This is a genomic window from Providencia alcalifaciens, assembly GCF_915403165.1.
In the GTDB taxonomy this organism is placed as follows: domain Bacteria; phylum Pseudomonadota; class Gammaproteobacteria; order Enterobacterales; family Enterobacteriaceae; genus Providencia; species Providencia alcalifaciens_C.
Genome location: NZ_OU659204.1, coordinates 2,931,925 through 2,948,508, shown reverse-complemented (window position 1 = coordinate 2,948,508; position 16,584 = coordinate 2,931,925). Strand labels below are relative to the sequence as shown.

Genomic DNA, 16,584 nt, shown 5'->3' with positions numbered 1-16,584 from the left:
TCTAATAACGGGCTGTAAATTAGGCAATGGTGCCCAATAGGCAGCGTAAGGAAGTGTAATTAGGAGCTTTCTTCCGTGAAATTCCTTGAGTTATGAGCCAAAATTAGCCTTATGTTACCTCTACGTATTTGTAGTTGTACTTATGCATGTATAGTTAGATTTTAATGCCTATTTAGGTATAGGAGATATGGAGCGACCATGTCCGGTAAAGATTTTGAACCCATTGGCAGACGTAAAAGACGCGCTGCTGAGAAATCGTCATCCTCTTCACGCCGCCGTAGACGCCGCGATGATTATGATGAAGATCTATACGATGATGAAGATATTGATGATGAATATCTTGATGATGAAGACGATGAAGAAGAGCAAATGACCAAAAAAGGCTCAAAAAAGAACAAACCTCGCAAGAGTAAATGGCGCTGGTTCTGGCTGCTAGTTAAATTAATGCTGGTACTCGCAGTGATACTGGCGGCTTACGGTTTTTATCTAAACCAACAAATTAAAGAACGCCTTGATGGTAAGGTGTGGGACTTGCCTGCGGCGGTATACGGACGCATGGTAAACCTTGAGCCGGGTATGGATTACAGCCAAGCTGAAATGAGCAACCTGCTTGAAGGGATGCAGTACCGTAAAGTCAGCAAAATCACCACGTCCGGTGAGTTTGTGGTGAAAGGCAATACCATTGAAATTTTGCGTCGTCCATTTAATTTCCCAGACCAAAAAGAGGGGCAAGTCCTCGCGCGTCTGGTGTTTGAAAATGGCATGTTGAGCAAGATTGAAAATATTGAAAATGGGCGCTCGTTCGGTTTCTTCCGTTTAGATCCGAAACTGATCACCATGATGCAATCCGCGAATAATGAACAGCGTTTAGTGCTGCCAATGGCGGACTTCCCTGAATCCTTGGTGAAAATCCTCCTCGAAACGGAAGATAGAAACTTTTATGAGCATGATGGTGTTAGCTTATATTCTATTGGTCGTGCGGTGGTAGCGAACGTCACCGCGGGTCGCTCCGTGCAGGGGGGAAGTACCTTAACGCAGCAGTTGGTGAAAAACCTATTTTTAACTAACGAAAGAACCCTGAAACGTAAAGCGAACGAAGCCTTTATGGCATTGATTTTAGACTACAACTACAGCAAAGAACGCATTCTTGAGCTGTATTTGAATGAGGTCTATTTAGGGCAAAATGGTAATGATGAAATTCGCGGCTTCCCGCTGGCGAGTCTGTATTACTTTGGCCGACCAATCAATGAATTAAGCTTTGACCAACAAGCATTGCTGGTAGGAATGGTGCAAGGTGCATCAACCTTTAACCCGTGGACTAAGCCACAAAATGCGATTAAACGTCGTAACATTGTGCTTAAAATCCTCGAAACCCGTGGTGTTATCGATAATGAGATGTACCAAGTTCTGAGTGCTCGACCGCTCGGCGTGAAAAACAAAGAGGGATTAGTCGCATCTCAACCGGCATTTATGCAGATGGTGAGACAAGAACTGAGTGAGAAGCTTGGGGATAAAGTTAAAGATCTCTCTGGGGCGAAAATCTTTACCACCTTAGATCCTGTGGCGCAAACGGCGGCAGAAAATGCGGTAGAGTTCGGTGTGGCTGATTTACGTAAAGCACGTAAATTGGATGATATCGAAGGTGCCATGGTGGTTGTCGACCGTATTAACGGCGAAGTACGTGCAATGGTCGGCGGCTCTGATCCACAATTCTCAGGTTTCAACCGAGCGCTAAATGCCCGTCGAAGCATTGGTTCTTTAGCAAAACCACCGGTTTATTTAACGGCGTTAAGTGAGCCAGACCGTTTCCGCTTAAATACGTGGCTATCCGATGAACCGCTGACCATCAAGGTCGGTAATCAAAGTTGGAGCCCACGCAACTATAGCCGTAACTTCAATGGCCGTATGATGCTGGTGGATGCATTAGCGAAATCACAAAATATTCCAACCGTAAACTTAGGAATGGAAATTGGTCTCGACCAAGTGATGAATACGTTTATCCGTCTAGGTGCGCCAGAAAGTGCGATGGAAAAAGTGCCTGCGATGTTGTTAGGTGCGGTGAACTTAACGCCAGCTGAAGTGGCGCAAGTGTACCAAACCATTGGTGGCGAAGGTAATCGCGCAAAATTATCTGCATTACGTTCAGTGATTGATGGTGATGGCAAAGAGCTGTATCAAAGTTACCCATCCGCAGAGCGTGCCGTACCATCTCAAGCCGCTTATTTAACGCTGTTTGGTATGCAGCAAGTGGTACAGCAAGGTACTGGGCGCGTATTACTGAATAAATATGGTAAATACAATCTGGCGGGTAAAACGGGTACCACCAACGACCTGCGTGATAGCTGGTACGCGGGTATCGACGGTAAGGAAGTGGCTATTGTTTGGGTCGGTCGTGATAACAACGGACCAACACAGTTAACGGGCTCAACAGGAGCACTGCGAGTTTATCAACGCTATTTAGATAACCAAACGCCACTGACACTTATCAACCGAGCGCCAGAAGGGATAACCGACATGCGCGTTATGATGGATGGCCAATTTAGCTGCTCTGATTTAGGTGGCGGCAGAATGTTGCCAGTCTGGACAGAAGACCCGCAAAGCCTATGCCAAGGATCTGCATCGCAAGATCCAGCGTGGAATTTGAATGGGAATGGTGAGGCTCCGCAAGAGGAAGCAGCACCGGACTGGGTAAAGGATATGTTTGGCGATTCTCCGTCCAATTCTCCGTCATCCCGCACGCCGTAGCGTTGTTGGCTGCACTCGCTAACCCTAGTCACATACTTGTGTATGTTCCTAGGGCTTAGCTCACTTGCCGCCTAGCTACAACGCACGGGATTTTGGAGAATGTTGAGTTTGATTGGAAAAGAAAACAGATCAAAAAATAGATCCTAAGAAATAGATAAAAAATAGGCTCAGTCTTTGCAGATTGAGCCTATTTTTATGGGTGTGGTTTATTGCGGGGATTATTCGGCTTTGATTTTTGCCAGTGCAATTTCAGCGGCATCGATGGTACGTTGAATATCTTCATCGCTATGGGCGATAGACATAAAGCCCGCTTCGAAAGCAGATGGGGCGAGGTAAACGCCTTCTTCTAACATGTAGTGGAAGAATTTCTTAAAGCGATTTACATCGCACTTCATCACGTCTTGGTAGCATGTTACTGATTCGGCGTCAGTAAAGAATAGACCAAACATCCCACCCACATGGTTGATTACCATTGGCACGCCTTGCTCTTTAGAAACACGGGCTAAGCCACGAGCCAGCTTATCGGTCAGCTCCGTTAAGCGTGCATGAACCCCCGGTTGAGAGACTTCATTTAAGCAGGCTAAACCCGCCGCCATGGCAACAGGGTTACCAGAAAGTGTACCTGCTTGGTAAACAGGGCCGATTGGTGCTAATTTTTCCATCACTTCATAGCGACCGCCAAAAGCGCCTACTGGCATACCGCCACCGATGATTTTACCTAAACAGGTTAAATCCGGTTGTACGTTGTAGTGATCTTGAGCGCCACCGAGTGCAACACGGAAGCCTGTCATCACTTCGTCAATGATCAGCAGTGCATTGAATTCATCACATAATGCGCGCAGACCCGGCAGGAATTCTGCGGTTGGTGGAACGCAGTTCATGTTGCCCGCGACAGGTTCAACAATCACACATGCCACTTCTTCTGGGTAGTTTTCGAAAGCTTGGCGCACAGAGGCTAAATCGTTGTATGTGCAGGTTAAAGTATGCTTAACGAAATCTTCAGGTACGCCTGGAGAGTTAGGCTCACCCATTGTCAGTGCACCGGAACCTGCTTTTACTAATAGGCAGTCAGCGTGACCGTGGTAGCAACCTTCGAACTTAATAATTTTATCGCGACCTGTATAACCACGAGCAAGGCGGATCGCGCTCATGGTGGCTTCAGTACCGGAGTTGACCATACGGATCATATCGATAGATGGGACTAACTCGCACACCAGTTTTGCCATTTCCACTTCAGCAGCCGTTGGCGCACCAAAGCTTAAGCCTTTATTGACGGCTTTAATCACCGCATCGCGGATAGCAGGATGGTTGTGACCCAATACCATTGGACCCCAAGAACCCACATAATCAATGTAAGCTTTGCCATCGACATCATAAATGTAAGCGCCATCAGCGCGCTCGATAAATAACGGAGTACCACCCACACCATTAAAGGCGCGAACAGGGGAGTTAACACCGCCAGGGATCAGCTGTTGGGCTTCATTATATAATTCTTCGGAATGGTGCATTGCAGGGCTCCTGAAAAGAGACTAAATAAAAAGTTGCCGCTATTCTAAAGCACAAGGGCGATTAAACCAATGCTATCAATCACAATGATGAGCCAATCATAAGGATGAATAGTAACTCTGTGCTCAATTGTGTAACAACACTTGAACCAATGAGTCAGGTGACGGATAATTGGGAAATTGATCTAAGTAGGCTTTGCCTTACATATGAATTTACCGGTCACCGGTCTGGAGTAATAAATGAGTGATGATGTAGCTCTGCCTCTGCAATTTACTGATAAAGCAGCAACCAAAGTCAAAGACTTAGTCGCTGATGAAAACAACCCAAATCTGCGTCTGCGCGTCTATATTACGGGCGGTGGTTGCAGTGGCTTCCAATATGGTTTTACCTTTGATGATCAAATCAACGAAGGGGATATGACTATCGAAAAACAAGGTGTCGCGCTAGTTGTCGACCCAATGAGCCTGCAATATTTAGTGGGTGGAAGTGTGGATTACACCGAAGGGTTAGAAGGATCGCGCTTTATTGTGACGAATCCGAATGCCAAATCCACGTGTGGGTGTGGGTCGTCCTTCAGCGTGTGATTTTTCGTCATATTTCAAGCCGTAGCTTCGTTAGCTACGCTCTCTCGCCCTAGTCACATACTTGTGTATGCTCCTAGGGCCTCGTTCTCTTGCTGCCTTGCTACAACTCGAACTATTTAGAAAAATTTTTTTTCGTTATATTTCAAGTTGTGACTGTGTTGGCTTCATTCGTCAACCCTAGTCACATACTTGTGTATGCTCCTAGGAATTTCCTCATTTGCCGCCTTGTCACACCTCGAACTATTTAGAAAAATCCTGCTGTAATCTTAAATTCTTAAATTCTTAAATTCTCAAATTCTTAACATCTACTTCTTTAGTTTTCAGTTTGGTAATGCGTTTAGCTGGTTGCAAAGCTGCTCGGTGGCATTGATGATGCGAGGGCCGGCGCGGTGGAACCAATCCTCATTTAAGCGAATGATGGGGACATTGAGTTGTGTGCCCCAGAAAGCTTTGATGGCATTTTCTTGCTCTGGAGTGCCAGTCATAATGATGGCATCGGGTTTGCGGGTGAGTACTTGCTCACGGCTGACTTGAGGCCATTGGACTGCGCTGTTTTCAAAAATATTCTGAGCGCCGCAAGTCTTAACCACATCATTTTGAAGCGTATTATCTCCAGCGCTAAATAATGGTTGAGTACCTAACTGAATAAATAATTGCTTAGATTTTTTATTATTATCTAATTTATCTTTTTGCATCTTTAACGTGTTACGCATTTGGGCGATATTTTTCTCTGCCACTTCTGGATGAGGGCTGTATTGTGCAAGCTCTTCCAGTGAGGCGATAACCCCGTCAATGCTTTGTGGATCAAAATAGACAATTGGAATCCCCAACGACGCCAGTTGATCTAATGGTCTCTGTGGGTTGCCGCCTCGCCACGCCAAGATCAAATCCGGCTTTAAGGCAATAATCCGCTCCACATTCAACCCTTGCCAATCCGCAACTTGCTCAAGTTTTTTGGCGGATTCGGGGTAATCGGAATAGGCGCTTACGGCAATTAAGCTATCCCCCAACCCCGTGGCATAAGCCAGCTCTGTATTGGCGGGAGATAAACTAATGACCCGAGATTTAGGGTCGGCGAATGCGCTATTGGCGAGGCTTAAGAAAAACAGAAAACCAATCAGTGAACGCATGAGTTTGCTCGTTAGATTCATAGCATTACTTCACAAAAAGGTATTAGAAAAGGCATAAATGAAGGTCAGTTATGCCTTGATAAAATGAGCAATAGACTATGCTAATGCAGCGACAATCGCCGCAACCATCAATGAAGATTGGCGTGCAGCGACAGGTAAGAATTCGTCAAAGCTAGTGTGGGACTCTTTGTCTGCCACATCTGAAATTGCACGAACCACCACAAAAGGCACGTTAAACTGGTAGCAGACATGGCCGATAGCAGCAGCTTCCATTTCAACGGCTGCAACGTTCGGGAATGTCGCTTTGATTCGAGCTAAAGGATCAGCACCGTTAATGAAAGCATCACCGCTGCAAATTAAACCGCGAACGGCGTTCATATCTAACGCTTTAACGCACTGTTCGGTAGTTTCAATGAGTTTTGTATCGGCAATAAATGCGGGTGGGCACTGTGCCATTTGACCAGGCTCATAACCAAATGCAGTGACATCCGCATCGTGGTAGCGCACTTCGGTCGATACGACGATATCACCCACATTTAAACGTGGATCTAAACCGCCAGCAGAACCGGTATTGATGACAACATCTGGCTTGCAGTGTTCTAACAGTAAAGTAGTCCCGATCGCTGCTGCCACTTTACCGATGCCTGATTTTAATAAGGCAACATCAACGCCATTCATTTTACCTGTATAAATCTCACAGCTAGCAAGGCTCAATGTTTGGCAGCCTTCAATTCTTTCGCGCAGGGTCGCAACTTCTTGCTCCATCGCACCTATGATACCGATTTTCATTATGTCATACTCACTGTTGATTAATTAGACACTTATGTCGTAGATGGCTAAAGTGTAACATCGAAAGGTGGGTTTTCCTCTGCCTTTTCTTTGGGAACGCTGGAATAAAAAGTTGAGGCGCAGGGGCTAGTATGGCGGAAAAAGAGATTAATTTTGTTAAAAAGCTGAGTTTCCAACGTAACTATATGAGCAGTGGGAAAAATCAAAAAATTTCACCCGATGATGAGGATGCTGTAAACCGTTTATTTGAAAGTGACCGTGGACGGATTATCAACTCTGCCGCTATTCGTCGTTTACAGCAGAAAACCCAAGTTTTTCCCCTTGAACAAAATTCCGCAGTACGCAGCCGTTTAACGCACTCTCTTGAAGTTCAGCAGGTGGGGCGCTACATCAGCAAAACGGTGTTGGGTGAACTGAAAAAGAAAAAACGACTTGATGAATATGGTTTAACCGACCGTTGTGATGCCTTTGAAAGCCTCGTGGAAATGGCGTGCTTAATGCATGATATTGGCAACCCGCCGTTTGGGCATTTCGGTGAAGCGGCGATTCAGCGTTGGTTCAGTAAATTATTATCGCCAGATTATCTCTTCACGCCAGAAACGCCAGACCCTTGCAAAATTAAAGCGTTACAACTGACAGGTAATGAAAAGCAAGATCTCTTTCGTCGTCAGCTTAAACGAGATTTATGCTCGTTTGAAGGTAACGCACAAGGGCTGCGCATGGCGCATCGCCTGCTCAAGCTGAATTTAACCTACGCCCAAATTGGTTCTATTTTGAAATATACTCGCGGCGCTTATGACCTTGAACCGACCCCGCCTGAGTTTGACTATTTAATGAAAAAACCCGGTTATTATTGGTCTGAAGCGGATTTTGTCAGCGAGTTAAGTAAAAAGTTGGATATGGATAAATATTGCCGTTTTCCGCTCTCTTATATCATGGAAGCGGCGGATGATATTTCTTACTGTATTGCAGATTTAGACGATGCAGCAGAAAAGGGCATTTATACCGTTGAGCAATTAATTGAGTACCTAAAAGCAGAGTGGGGCGAGGTAAAATCTGGGGATCTCTTCGACCAAACTATTTTGCGGGCATTTAATAATATCAGCGATAACCACACAAGGCGTATTCAGCAAGATCAGTTTTTCATGTATTTACGTGTCAACATTACGGGAAAACTCGCCCATTACAGCGCCCAGCGCTTTATTCAAAACCTGCCTGAAATTTATCACGGTAGTTTTAACAGCGCGTTACTTGAAGATAAAAGCCAAGAACATCGACTATTAAAAGCCTTAAAAACAGTGGCGTTTAAGCATGTATTTAATCACCATGAAGTGGAAGAGTTAGAGTTACAAGGCTACCGAATTATCAGTGGATTATTAGATATTTACAGCCCACTATTGATGATGGATAGAGCGGATTTTGCGGCATTAGTAGCACAAAATTACCATAAGCACTTTTTCATCGAAACTCGCCTATTTCATAAGTTATCGAATAAACATCGACTCTCATATAACGAAGCTTTAGAGAAAATTTCAGTCACCAGCGATGCGGATAAATCGATGTTAGAGTTTTATTATCGAGCCAGACTGATCCAAGACTACATTAGCGGAATGACTGACCATTATGCTTATGAAGAGTATCGAAAATTTATGGTGACGAATTAACGCTGATAAAAAAAATCAGTATATAGCGTGACAAAAAACTAAGTGGTCACTCATTTTGGTAAAAAAATGCTATGATAGCCCGCTAATTTGTCTACCCAATTATCAGGCAGTCGCAGTGATAAAGTAAGCCGTTATAAAGTAAATATTGGCTTACCAACCTGTGGCTTGAAATAGAAATTATTTAACCCCGTTTAGTGACTACTTATGGCCCAATTTTACTCGCCAAATCGCCGCACCACCCAACGCCGCCAAATCACGGTTCATGTCGATAGTTTAGATGCCGCTGGGCAAGGCGTAGCTCGCCATGATGGCAAAGCCATATTTATCACTGGTTTACTACCAGGGGAAGAGGCTCAAGTCGAACTGACTGAGGATAAACGCCATTTCGCCAAAGCCAAAGTTATTAAACGTCTCAGCACTAGCCCGCAACGTGTGAAACCGCGCTGCCGTTATTTTAATCAATGTGGTGGCTGCCAACAGCAACATGTGGAAATTGGGCTTCAACGTGAAAGCAAAGCGCGGGCTTTACAGCATTTAATGGGACGTGAAACAGGGTCTGTATTGCCACCTATTTCGGTGATTGGTGGTGAAGAATATAGCTATCGCCGCCGAGCGCGTTTGGGGCTGCAATATCAAAATAAATCCAATCACTTAATGATGGGGTTTCGCCAAACGCAAACCAACACGCTAGTGGATATTAAAAGTTGTTCTGTATTACACGCAGAGCTTGATGCGCTGCTAGCGCCACTGTCCAGTTGTTTAAATCAGCTATCGATTGCCAGTAAATTAGGGCATGTAGAGCTGATTCACGGGGATAACGGCAATCTTATCCTGTTACGCCATTTAGCCCCTGTTGACGTATCTGATAGAAAACGCTTGCTAGAATTTGCCAAATCTCATGAGCTCAGTATTTGGTTAGCAGGGAATGAAGGGCAGTTAGTTCCGCTTGAGGTTGACTCCGCATTACCTGAATATCAGGTGGCGGGTGAAATCTTACAATTTAGTCCTGCAAATTTTATTCAAGTGAATGGCGAAATTAACCAGCACATGGTGGCACAAGCCTTAGCATGGTTAGATCTAAGCCCAGAAGATAGGGTATTGGATCTTTTCTGTGGGATGGGTAACTTTACGCTGCCAATTGCCCGTTTAGCAAAAATGGCGGTTGGTGTTGAAGGTGTTGAAAATTTAGTCACTCAAGCCAGAAATAACGCCCAGCGCAACTCAATTGAGAATGCGGCGTTCTATAATGAGAACTTGGAAGAACAGATCCACACTCAGCCGTGGGCGCAAGAAGGTTTTAATAAAGTGCTGCTAGATCCTGCTCGAGCAGGTGCCGCTGGCGTAATGGAACATTTAATTAAACTGATGCCAGAAAAAATTGTCTATGTTTCTTGTAATCCAACAACGCTGGCAAGAGACAGTAAAGTTTTGCTTGAAGGCGGGTATCAGTTATCTCAATTGCGGATGTTGGATATGTTTCCGCAAACTAGTCATCTGGAATCTATGGCGCTATTTGTTCGTAGCCCAGAGGTGTAACAGGTAGGGAGAAGATATGGTTGCAGTAAGAAGTGCGCATTTAACCCCAGCAGGTGAATTTGCCCCCGAAAAATGGGTTAATGATTTGGGTTTGAATAATAAACAATCAGAAGAAAAACTCATCCATACCTGGCAGTATTGTCACGATAAATTATCGGGGCAGGATATTGCACCTCTGCTGCTGTGGCGCGGCATTGAAATGACCGAAATTCTATCCACGCTCAGCATGGATATCGGTAGCTTACAAGCCGCGTTATTGTTCCCTCTAGTTGAAGAGGGAAAACTCGACGAACAATCCGTTATTGATGATTTTGGTCAATCCATCCATGCGCTGGTAAAAGGCGTGATTGAAATGGATGCTATCCGTGAACTTAAAGCCACGCAATCTAACGAAACCAGTTCCGTACAGGTGGATAACATCCGCCGTATGCTGCTGTCGATGGTGGAAGATTTCCGCTGCGTGGTGATTAAACTCGCCGAACGTATCGCCCATTTACGCGAAGTTAAAGATGCCAGCGAAGATGAACGCGTCTTAGCTGCAAAAGAGTGTTCCAACATTTATGCGCCGCTAGCAAACCGCTTAGGGATCGGGCAATTAAAATGGGAATTAGAAGATTTCTGTTTCCGTTATCTGCACCCTGACGAATACAAAAAAATTGCGAAATTGCTGCACGAGCGCCGTATTGACCGCGAAGATTATATTGATAATTTTGTGACAACATTACGCAAATATATGCTCAAAGAGCAAATTCAAGCGGAAGTGTACGGGCGACCAAAACACATCTACAGTATTTGGCGCAAAATGCAGAAGAAATCCTTGGCATTTGGCGAGTTATACGATGTGCGTGCGGTGCGTATTGTGGTGGAAAGACTGCAAGATTGTTACGCAGCATTGGGAATTGTACATACCCATTTCCGTCATTTACCCGATGAGTTCGACGACTATGTGGCGAATCCTAAGCCGAATGGCTATCAGTCGATTCATACGGTAGTTTTAGGCCCGAATGGTAAAACGCTAGAGATCCAAATTCGTACCCGCCAAATGCACGAAGATGCAGAATTGGGCGTTGCTGCGCACTGGAAATACAAAGAAGGTGCAAGTGGCGTCGGCAAAGGCAGCAGCTACGAAAACCGTATTGCATGGCTGCGTAAACTTATCTCGTGGCAAGAAGAGATGGCGGATTCTGGCGAAATGCTGGATGAAGTTCGTAGCCAAGTGTTTGATGACCGAGTCTATGTGTTTACGCCAAAAGGTGATGTTGTTGATTTACCAACAGGTTCAACACCGCTTGATTTTGCTTATCATATTCACAGTGATGTCGGTCACCGCTGTATTGGGGCGAAAATTGGTGGGCGCATCGTGCCATTTAGCTACCAATTGCAAATGGGCGATCAGATTGAAATTATCACCCAAAAGCACCCAAACCCAAGTCGTGACTGGCTCAATCCTAACCTCGGTTACGTGACGACCAGCCGTGGACGGGCGAAAATTCAAAACTGGTTCCGTAAACAAGACCGCGATAAAAACATTCTAGCGGGACGTCAAATTCTCGACAGTGAATTATCCCATCTGGATATCAGTTTACGAGATGCAGAGAAACAGTTGATTGCTCGTTATAACGTACACTCACTGGATGAAATCCTTGCTGGAATCGGCGGTGGTGATATTCGAATCAACCAATTGGTTAACTTTCTACAAGCTAAGTTTAATAAAGCGACCGCAGAGGAAGAAGATCGCGCCGCAATGAAGTCGCTGGAGAATAAATCGGGCGTACCAAGAGCGCCATCCCATGGCAGTGGTCGTGTGGTGGTTGAAGGGGTCGGCAACCTGATGCACCATATTGCGCGTTGCTGCCAGCCAATTCCGGGTGACGAAATCGTTGGCTTTATTACCAAAGGTCGCGGAATCTCAATTCATAGTGCGGATTGTGAACAGCTTTCTGAGCTGCAAAGCCACGCGCCAGAGCGTGTGATTGATGCAGTTTGGGGCGAAAACTACTCGAGCGGTTACTCGCTGGTGGTGAGAGTGATAGCCAATGACCGCAGTGGATTACTGCGCGATATTACGACAATCTTGGCGAACGAAAAAGTCAACGTGCTAGGGGTAAGTAGCCGCAGCGATGTGAAGCAGCAGCTCGCCACCATCGATATGACCATTGAGCTGTATAATATCGAAGTGCTGGGAAGGGTGCTTTCGAAACTGAATCAGTTGCCGGATGTTATCGAAGCAAAAAGACATTCTAGTTAAATGAACAAACAAGGGTTAAATATGCAGCAGGGCAATAAACAAATTGAACGGTTACTCACCATTATGGCGCGTTTGCGTGACCCGCAAAATGGCTGTCCGTGGGATACGCAACAGACGTTTAAGACCATTGCCCCTTATACCCTTGAAGAAACCTATGAAGTTCTAGACGCCATTGAACGAGAAGATTTTACCGACTTAAAAGGCGAGTTAGGGGATCTCCTCTTTCAAGTGGTGTTCTACGCCCAAATGGCGCAAGAACAAAATCTATTTGATTTTGATGATATTTGCCAAGCAGTCAGCGACAAACTCGAACGTCGCCATCCTCATATTTTCGACGAAAATAACCAACTTAGCAGTCAAGAAGCCATTGCAGGATGGGAACAGCGTAAAGCCAAAGAGCGTGCAGAGAAAGACCAATACTCGGTATTGGATGATATCCCAAATGCACTTCCTGCCTTAATGAAAGCCTATAAAATTCAAAAACGTTGTGCCTCAGTCGGCTTTGATTGGGATACGCTGGGTCCTGTGGCAGGCAAAGTCACCGAAGAGCTAGCGGAAGTGATGGAAGAAGCCACTCAAGCAGTCGTGGATGAACAGCATCTTGAAGAAGAAATTGGCGATTTGTTATTTGCGACCGTCAATCTATCTCGCCATTTAGGACACAAACCTGAGCTTGCTTTACAAAAAGCGTGCAGTAAGTTTGAGCGCCGTTTTCGTGAAATCGAAAGACGATTAGCAAAAACTGGCAAATCGACAGAAACTGCTACACTTGATGAGATGGAAGCATTGTGGGTGTCTATCAAATTAGATGAATGACCCAATCCAGACAGCTAAATTTTGCAAAGAATGCTCGTCGATAATGATAGTCACGGATTGAAATAGTTATTCAAAATCAAACAATCGACAAAATGATGTTTTTTCAGTGATAGATTAAGCTGAAAGGATTTAGCATTTACACAGAAATGTGTTAATCTTGCAAAACAGTTGAATAGCACCCTAGAAAGTGACTATTTATCAAACGATAAATATTTTTATTTTTAACTTGCTGATTTATTTAAGGTATTAATGAAAACTAGCCTTATTGCGCTTAGAACATTTGTAGGAGATTTAAGGTTCGGGTATACTGTTTTCCCGTCCTGTTATATCCATCATCTTTTAAACCTAAACGTTCAGGTTCAGCATGAAAACTAATTATATTTTTGTGACCGGCGGGGTCGTATCCTCTCTGGGTAAAGGCATTGCCGCAGCCTCCTTGGCGGCTATACTCGAAGCCCGTGGACTCAATGTGACCATTATGAAACTGGATCCCTACATCAACGTAGATCCAGGCACAATGAGCCCAACCCAACACGGGGAAGTTTTCGTTACAGAAGACGGCGCTGAAACTGACTTGGATTTAGGTCATTATGAGCGTTTTATTCGTACTAAAATGACACGTCGCAACAACTTTACGACTGGACGTGTTTATTCTGAAGTCCTGCGCAAAGAGCGTCGTGGCGACTACTTAGGCGCGACCATCCAAGTTATTCCTCATATCACTAATGAAATCAAAGATCGCATCATCCGTGGTGGTGAAGGTCATGATGTCGTATTAGTTGAAATCGGCGGTACAGTTGGTGATATCGAGTCTCTGCCATTCCTAGAAGCTATTCGTCAAATGGCTGCGGAAGTGGGCCGTGAGCGCACACTGTATATGCACTTAACGTTAGTGCCATACTTAGCAGCTGCGGGCGAAGTGAAAACGAAACCAACACAACACTCTGTGAAAGAGTTACTGTCAATTGGTATTCAGCCGGATGTGCTGATCTGTCGTTCAGATCGCGTTATTCCTGCGAATGAGCGCGCGAAGATTGCCCTATTCTGTAATGTCCCAGAAAAAGCGGTTATCTCTCTGAAAGACGCTGATTCAATCTATAAAATCCCTGGCATGCTGAAAGCGCAAGGTTTGGATGAGTACATTTGTAACCGTTTCCGCCTTGAATGCAAAGAAGCTGATTTATCTGAGTGGGAACAAGTTATTTACGAAGAAGCCAATCCAGCAGGTGAAGTCACCATTGGTATGGTTGGTAAATATGTTGAATTGCCAGATGCATACAAATCAGTTATCGAAGCACTGAAACATGCGGGTCTGAAAAATCGCTTAACCGTGAATATTAAGCTGATTGATTCTCAAGATATCGAAACTCGTGGCGTTGAGCTACTCAAAGGTCTGGATGCGATTTTAGTCCCAGGCGGATTCGGTTCTCGTGGTATTGAAGGCAAAATTCTGACGGCTCAATATGCCCGTGAGAATAAAATTCCTTACTTAGGTATTTGTTTGGGAATGCAAGTGGCGCTGATTGAATTTGCTCGTAATGTTGCGAACATGAAAGACGCGAACTCCACTGAATTTGATGCAGATTGCAAATTCCCAGTTGTTGCGCTGATTACTGAATGGCGTGACGAAGATGGCAACGTTGAAGTGCGTTCTGAAGAGAGCGACCTTGGCGGTACTATGCGTGTTGGTGGCCAGCAATGTCATTTAACTGATGGCAGCTTAGTGCGCGGTATGTACGGCGCAGAAACGATTGTTGAGCGTCACCGTCACCGTTACGAAGTGAACAATCTGCTGTTGAAACGTATCGAAGATGCGGGTCTGAACATTGCAGGTCGTTCTGTGGATAATCAACTGGTTGAAATCATTGAAAATCCAAACCACCCATGGTTTGTGGCTTGCCAGTTCCACCCAGAATTCACTTCGACCCCAAGAGATGGCCATCCGTTGTTTGCAGGTTTTGTTAAAGCCGCTGGTAAGTACCAGAAAGGTGAGTTGAAATAAGATACGGGGAAGTCGGCAATTTTCGCCAACTTCCCGAAATTTAACTTGTACTGAGGAAAACCTAATGTCCAAAATTGTTAAAGTGATCGGTCGTGAAATCATTGATTCTCGTGGTAACCCAACTGTTGAAGCTGAAGTACATTTAGAAGGTGGTTTTGTTGGTTTAGCTGCGGCTCCATCAGGCGCATCTACAGGTTCTCGTGAAGCACTGGAACTGCGTGATGGTGATAAATCACGTTTTCTGGGTAAAGGTGTTCTGAAAGCTGTTGCCGCTGTTAACGGTCCAATCGCTCAAGCAGTTATCGGTAAAGATGCTAAAGATCAAGCAAATATCGATAAAATCATGATTGACTTAGATGGTACTGAAAACAAATCTCAATTCGGTGCAAACGCAATTCTGGCAGTCTCTTTAGCAAACGCAAAAGCAGCTGCTGCGGCAAAAGGTATGCCTCTGTATGAGCATATTTCTGATCTGAACGGTACTCACGGTCAATATTCAATGCCTCTGCCAATGATGAACATCATCAATGGTGGTGAGCACGCAGATAACAACGTTGATATCCAAGAATTCATGATCCAACCCGTTGGCGCACCGACTCTGAAAGAAGCGGTACGTATGGGTTCTGAAATTTTCCATCACTTAGCAAAAGTACTGAAATCTAAAGGTATGAATACTGCTGTTGGTGATGAAGGTGGTTATGCACCTAACTTAGAATCTAACGCTGCTGCACTGGCTGCTATCAAAGAAGCGGTTGAGCAAGCGGGTTATGTTCTGGGTAAAGATGTGACTCTGGCGATGGACTGCGCAGCTTCTGAGTTCTACAACAAAGAAACTGGCAACTACGAGCTGAAAGGCGAAGGCAAAACCTTCACTTCACAAGAGTTCACTCATTACTTAGAAGAGCTGACTAAACAATACCCAATCGTTTCTATCGAAGATGGTTTAAATGAATCAGACTGGGATGGTTTCGCATACCAAACTAAAGTTCTTGGTGACAAAATCCAATTAGTTGGTGACGATCTGTTCGTTACTAATACCAAGATCTTAAAAGAAGGTATTGATAAAGGCATCGCTAACTCAATTCTGATCAAATTCAACCAAATCGGTTCTCTGACAGAAACATTAGCTGCGATTAAAATGGCGAAAGATGCTGGCTACACTGCTGTTATCTCTCACCGTTCAGGCGAAACTGAAGACGCAACTATCGCTGACTTAGCGGTTGGTACTGCAGCAGGTCAAATTAAAACAGGTTCTATGAGCCGTTCTGACCGTGTTGCTAAATACAACCAACTGATTCGTATTGAAGAAGCACTGGGTAACAGCGCGCCATTCAACGGTCTGAAAGAAGTGAAAGGTCAAGCGTAATTTAGTTTTTCATTAACTAAGTTATTAAATGGGGAGCATAATGCTCCCCATTTTTTTTACTGAAATATTTATTTTTTTATTTAAATCGGTATTTAAATTTAGCTAATTATTATATTTAAATATCATATTTCTAATTTAGAATTAATTCTTATTTTTATCTTTTCTCTTGATGATTAATTGATTAAATCTTTTATAGCT

At 44.5% G+C, this 16,584-nt stretch carries 11 protein-coding genes; 8 read left to right on the top strand and 3 right to left on the bottom strand.

Features of this window, described 5'->3' with window-relative positions; all coding sequences use genetic code 11:
• Positions 1-198: 198 nt before the first annotated feature.
• Positions 199-2,745 carry a bifunctional glycosyl transferase/transpeptidase gene (mrcB, locus tag LDO73_RS13430; protein ID WP_224058537.1) on the top strand — a complete coding sequence of 849 codons (2,547 nt, stop codon included), beginning with the start codon at positions 199-201 and terminating at the stop codon, positions 2,743-2,745.
• 218 nt (positions 2,746-2,963) lie between these two features.
• Here the strand turns inward: mrcB and hemL are convergent, their stop codons facing one another.
• Entirely contained in the window at positions 2,964-4,253 is a 1,290-nt protein-coding gene (hemL, locus tag LDO73_RS13425; protein WP_224058534.1) for a glutamate-1-semialdehyde 2,1-aminomutase, read from the bottom strand.
• Positions 4,254-4,490: 237 nt separating this feature from the next.
• On the opposite strand from hemL, the gene erpA reads away from it, so the two are divergent.
• A complete protein-coding gene (gene erpA / locus LDO73_RS13420; protein WP_224058531.1) occupies positions 4,491-4,835 on the top strand; it encodes an iron-sulfur cluster insertion protein ErpA in 345 nt (114 codons plus the stop codon).
• Positions 4,836-5,155: 320 nt separating this feature from the next.
• Here the strand turns inward: erpA and btuF are convergent, their stop codons facing one another.
• Positions 5,156-5,965 (bottom strand): vitamin B12 ABC transporter substrate-binding protein BtuF, encoded by an 810-nt coding sequence (gene btuF, locus LDO73_RS13415; RefSeq protein WP_282560852.1) that lies wholly within the window; start codon positions 5,963-5,965, stop codon positions 5,156-5,158.
• A gap of 96 nt (positions 5,966-6,061) precedes the next feature.
• Positions 6,062-6,754 (bottom strand): 5'-methylthioadenosine/S-adenosylhomocysteine nucleosidase, encoded by a 693-nt coding sequence (mtnN, locus tag LDO73_RS13410; RefSeq protein ID WP_224058525.1) that lies wholly within the window; start codon positions 6,752-6,754, stop codon positions 6,062-6,064.
• A 131-nt stretch (positions 6,755-6,885) separates the two neighbouring features.
• Here mtnN and dgt point away from each other — a divergent pair, with 131 nt between their 5' ends.
• The 6 genes from dgt to eno all read left to right on the top strand — a co-directional run bounded on the left by dgt (position 6,886) and on the right by eno (position 16,386).
• The gene (gene dgt / locus LDO73_RS13405; protein ID WP_224058508.1) at positions 6,886-8,418 is read left to right on the top strand and encodes a dGTPase; all 1,533 of its coding nucleotides are present in this window, start codon (positions 6,886-6,888) and stop codon (positions 8,416-8,418) included.
• Positions 8,419-8,622: 204 nt separating this feature from the next.
• A complete protein-coding gene (gene rlmD, locus LDO73_RS13400; RefSeq protein WP_224058495.1) occupies positions 8,623-9,954 on the top strand; it encodes a 23S rRNA (uracil(1939)-C(5))-methyltransferase RlmD in 1,332 nt (443 codons plus the stop codon).
• A 16-nt stretch (positions 9,955-9,970) separates the two neighbouring features.
• Complete coding sequence (gene relA, locus LDO73_RS13395) at positions 9,971-12,202, top strand: GTP diphosphokinase (RefSeq protein ID WP_224058483.1); 2,232 nt, start codon at positions 9,971-9,973, stop codon at positions 12,200-12,202.
• Positions 12,203-12,223: 21 nt separating this feature from the next.
• On the top strand, positions 12,224-13,018 hold the full coding sequence (gene mazG / locus LDO73_RS13390) for a nucleoside triphosphate pyrophosphohydrolase (RefSeq protein WP_224058481.1): 795 nt from the start codon (positions 12,224-12,226) through the stop codon (positions 13,016-13,018).
• Between the two features lie 364 nt (positions 13,019-13,382).
• On the top strand, positions 13,383-15,020 hold the full coding sequence (gene pyrG / locus LDO73_RS13385; protein ID WP_224058479.1) for a glutamine hydrolyzing CTP synthase: 1,638 nt from the start codon (positions 13,383-13,385) through the stop codon (positions 15,018-15,020).
• A gap of 64 nt (positions 15,021-15,084) precedes the next feature.
• Positions 15,085-16,386 carry a phosphopyruvate hydratase gene (gene eno, locus LDO73_RS13380; protein WP_224058477.1) on the top strand — a complete coding sequence of 434 codons (1,302 nt, stop codon included), beginning with the start codon at positions 15,085-15,087 and terminating at the stop codon, positions 16,384-16,386.
• Positions 16,387-16,584: the final 198 nt, after the last annotated feature.

What these genes read in the sequence shown, in the direction of transcription:
- mrcB (WP_224058537.1), top strand. Translation starts at nt 199, where the DNA reads ATGTCCGGTAAAGATTTTGAACCCATTGGCAGACGTAAAAGACGCGCT.
- hemL (WP_224058534.1), bottom strand. Translation starts at nt 4,253, where the DNA reads ATGCACCATTCCGAAGAATTATATAATGAAGCCCAACAGCTGATCCCT.
- erpA (WP_224058531.1), top strand. Translation starts at nt 4,491, where the DNA reads ATGAGTGATGATGTAGCTCTGCCTCTGCAATTTACTGATAAAGCAGCA.
- btuF (WP_282560852.1), bottom strand. Translation starts at nt 5,965, where the DNA reads ATGCGTTCACTGATTGGTTTTCTGTTTTTCTTAAGCCTCGCCAATAGC.
- mtnN (WP_224058525.1), bottom strand. Translation starts at nt 6,754, where the DNA reads ATGAAAATCGGTATCATAGGTGCGATGGAGCAAGAAGTTGCGACCCTG.
- dgt (WP_224058508.1), top strand. Translation starts at nt 6,886, where the DNA reads ATGGCGGAAAAAGAGATTAATTTTGTTAAAAAGCTGAGTTTCCAACGT.
- rlmD (WP_224058495.1), top strand. Translation starts at nt 8,623, where the DNA reads ATGGCCCAATTTTACTCGCCAAATCGCCGCACCACCCAACGCCGCCAA.
- relA (WP_224058483.1), top strand. Translation starts at nt 9,971, where the DNA reads ATGGTTGCAGTAAGAAGTGCGCATTTAACCCCAGCAGGTGAATTTGCC.
- mazG (WP_224058481.1), top strand. Translation starts at nt 12,224, where the DNA reads ATGCAGCAGGGCAATAAACAAATTGAACGGTTACTCACCATTATGGCG.
- pyrG (WP_224058479.1), top strand. Translation starts at nt 13,383, where the DNA reads ATGAAAACTAATTATATTTTTGTGACCGGCGGGGTCGTATCCTCTCTG.
- eno (WP_224058477.1), top strand. Translation starts at nt 15,085, where the DNA reads ATGTCCAAAATTGTTAAAGTGATCGGTCGTGAAATCATTGATTCTCGT.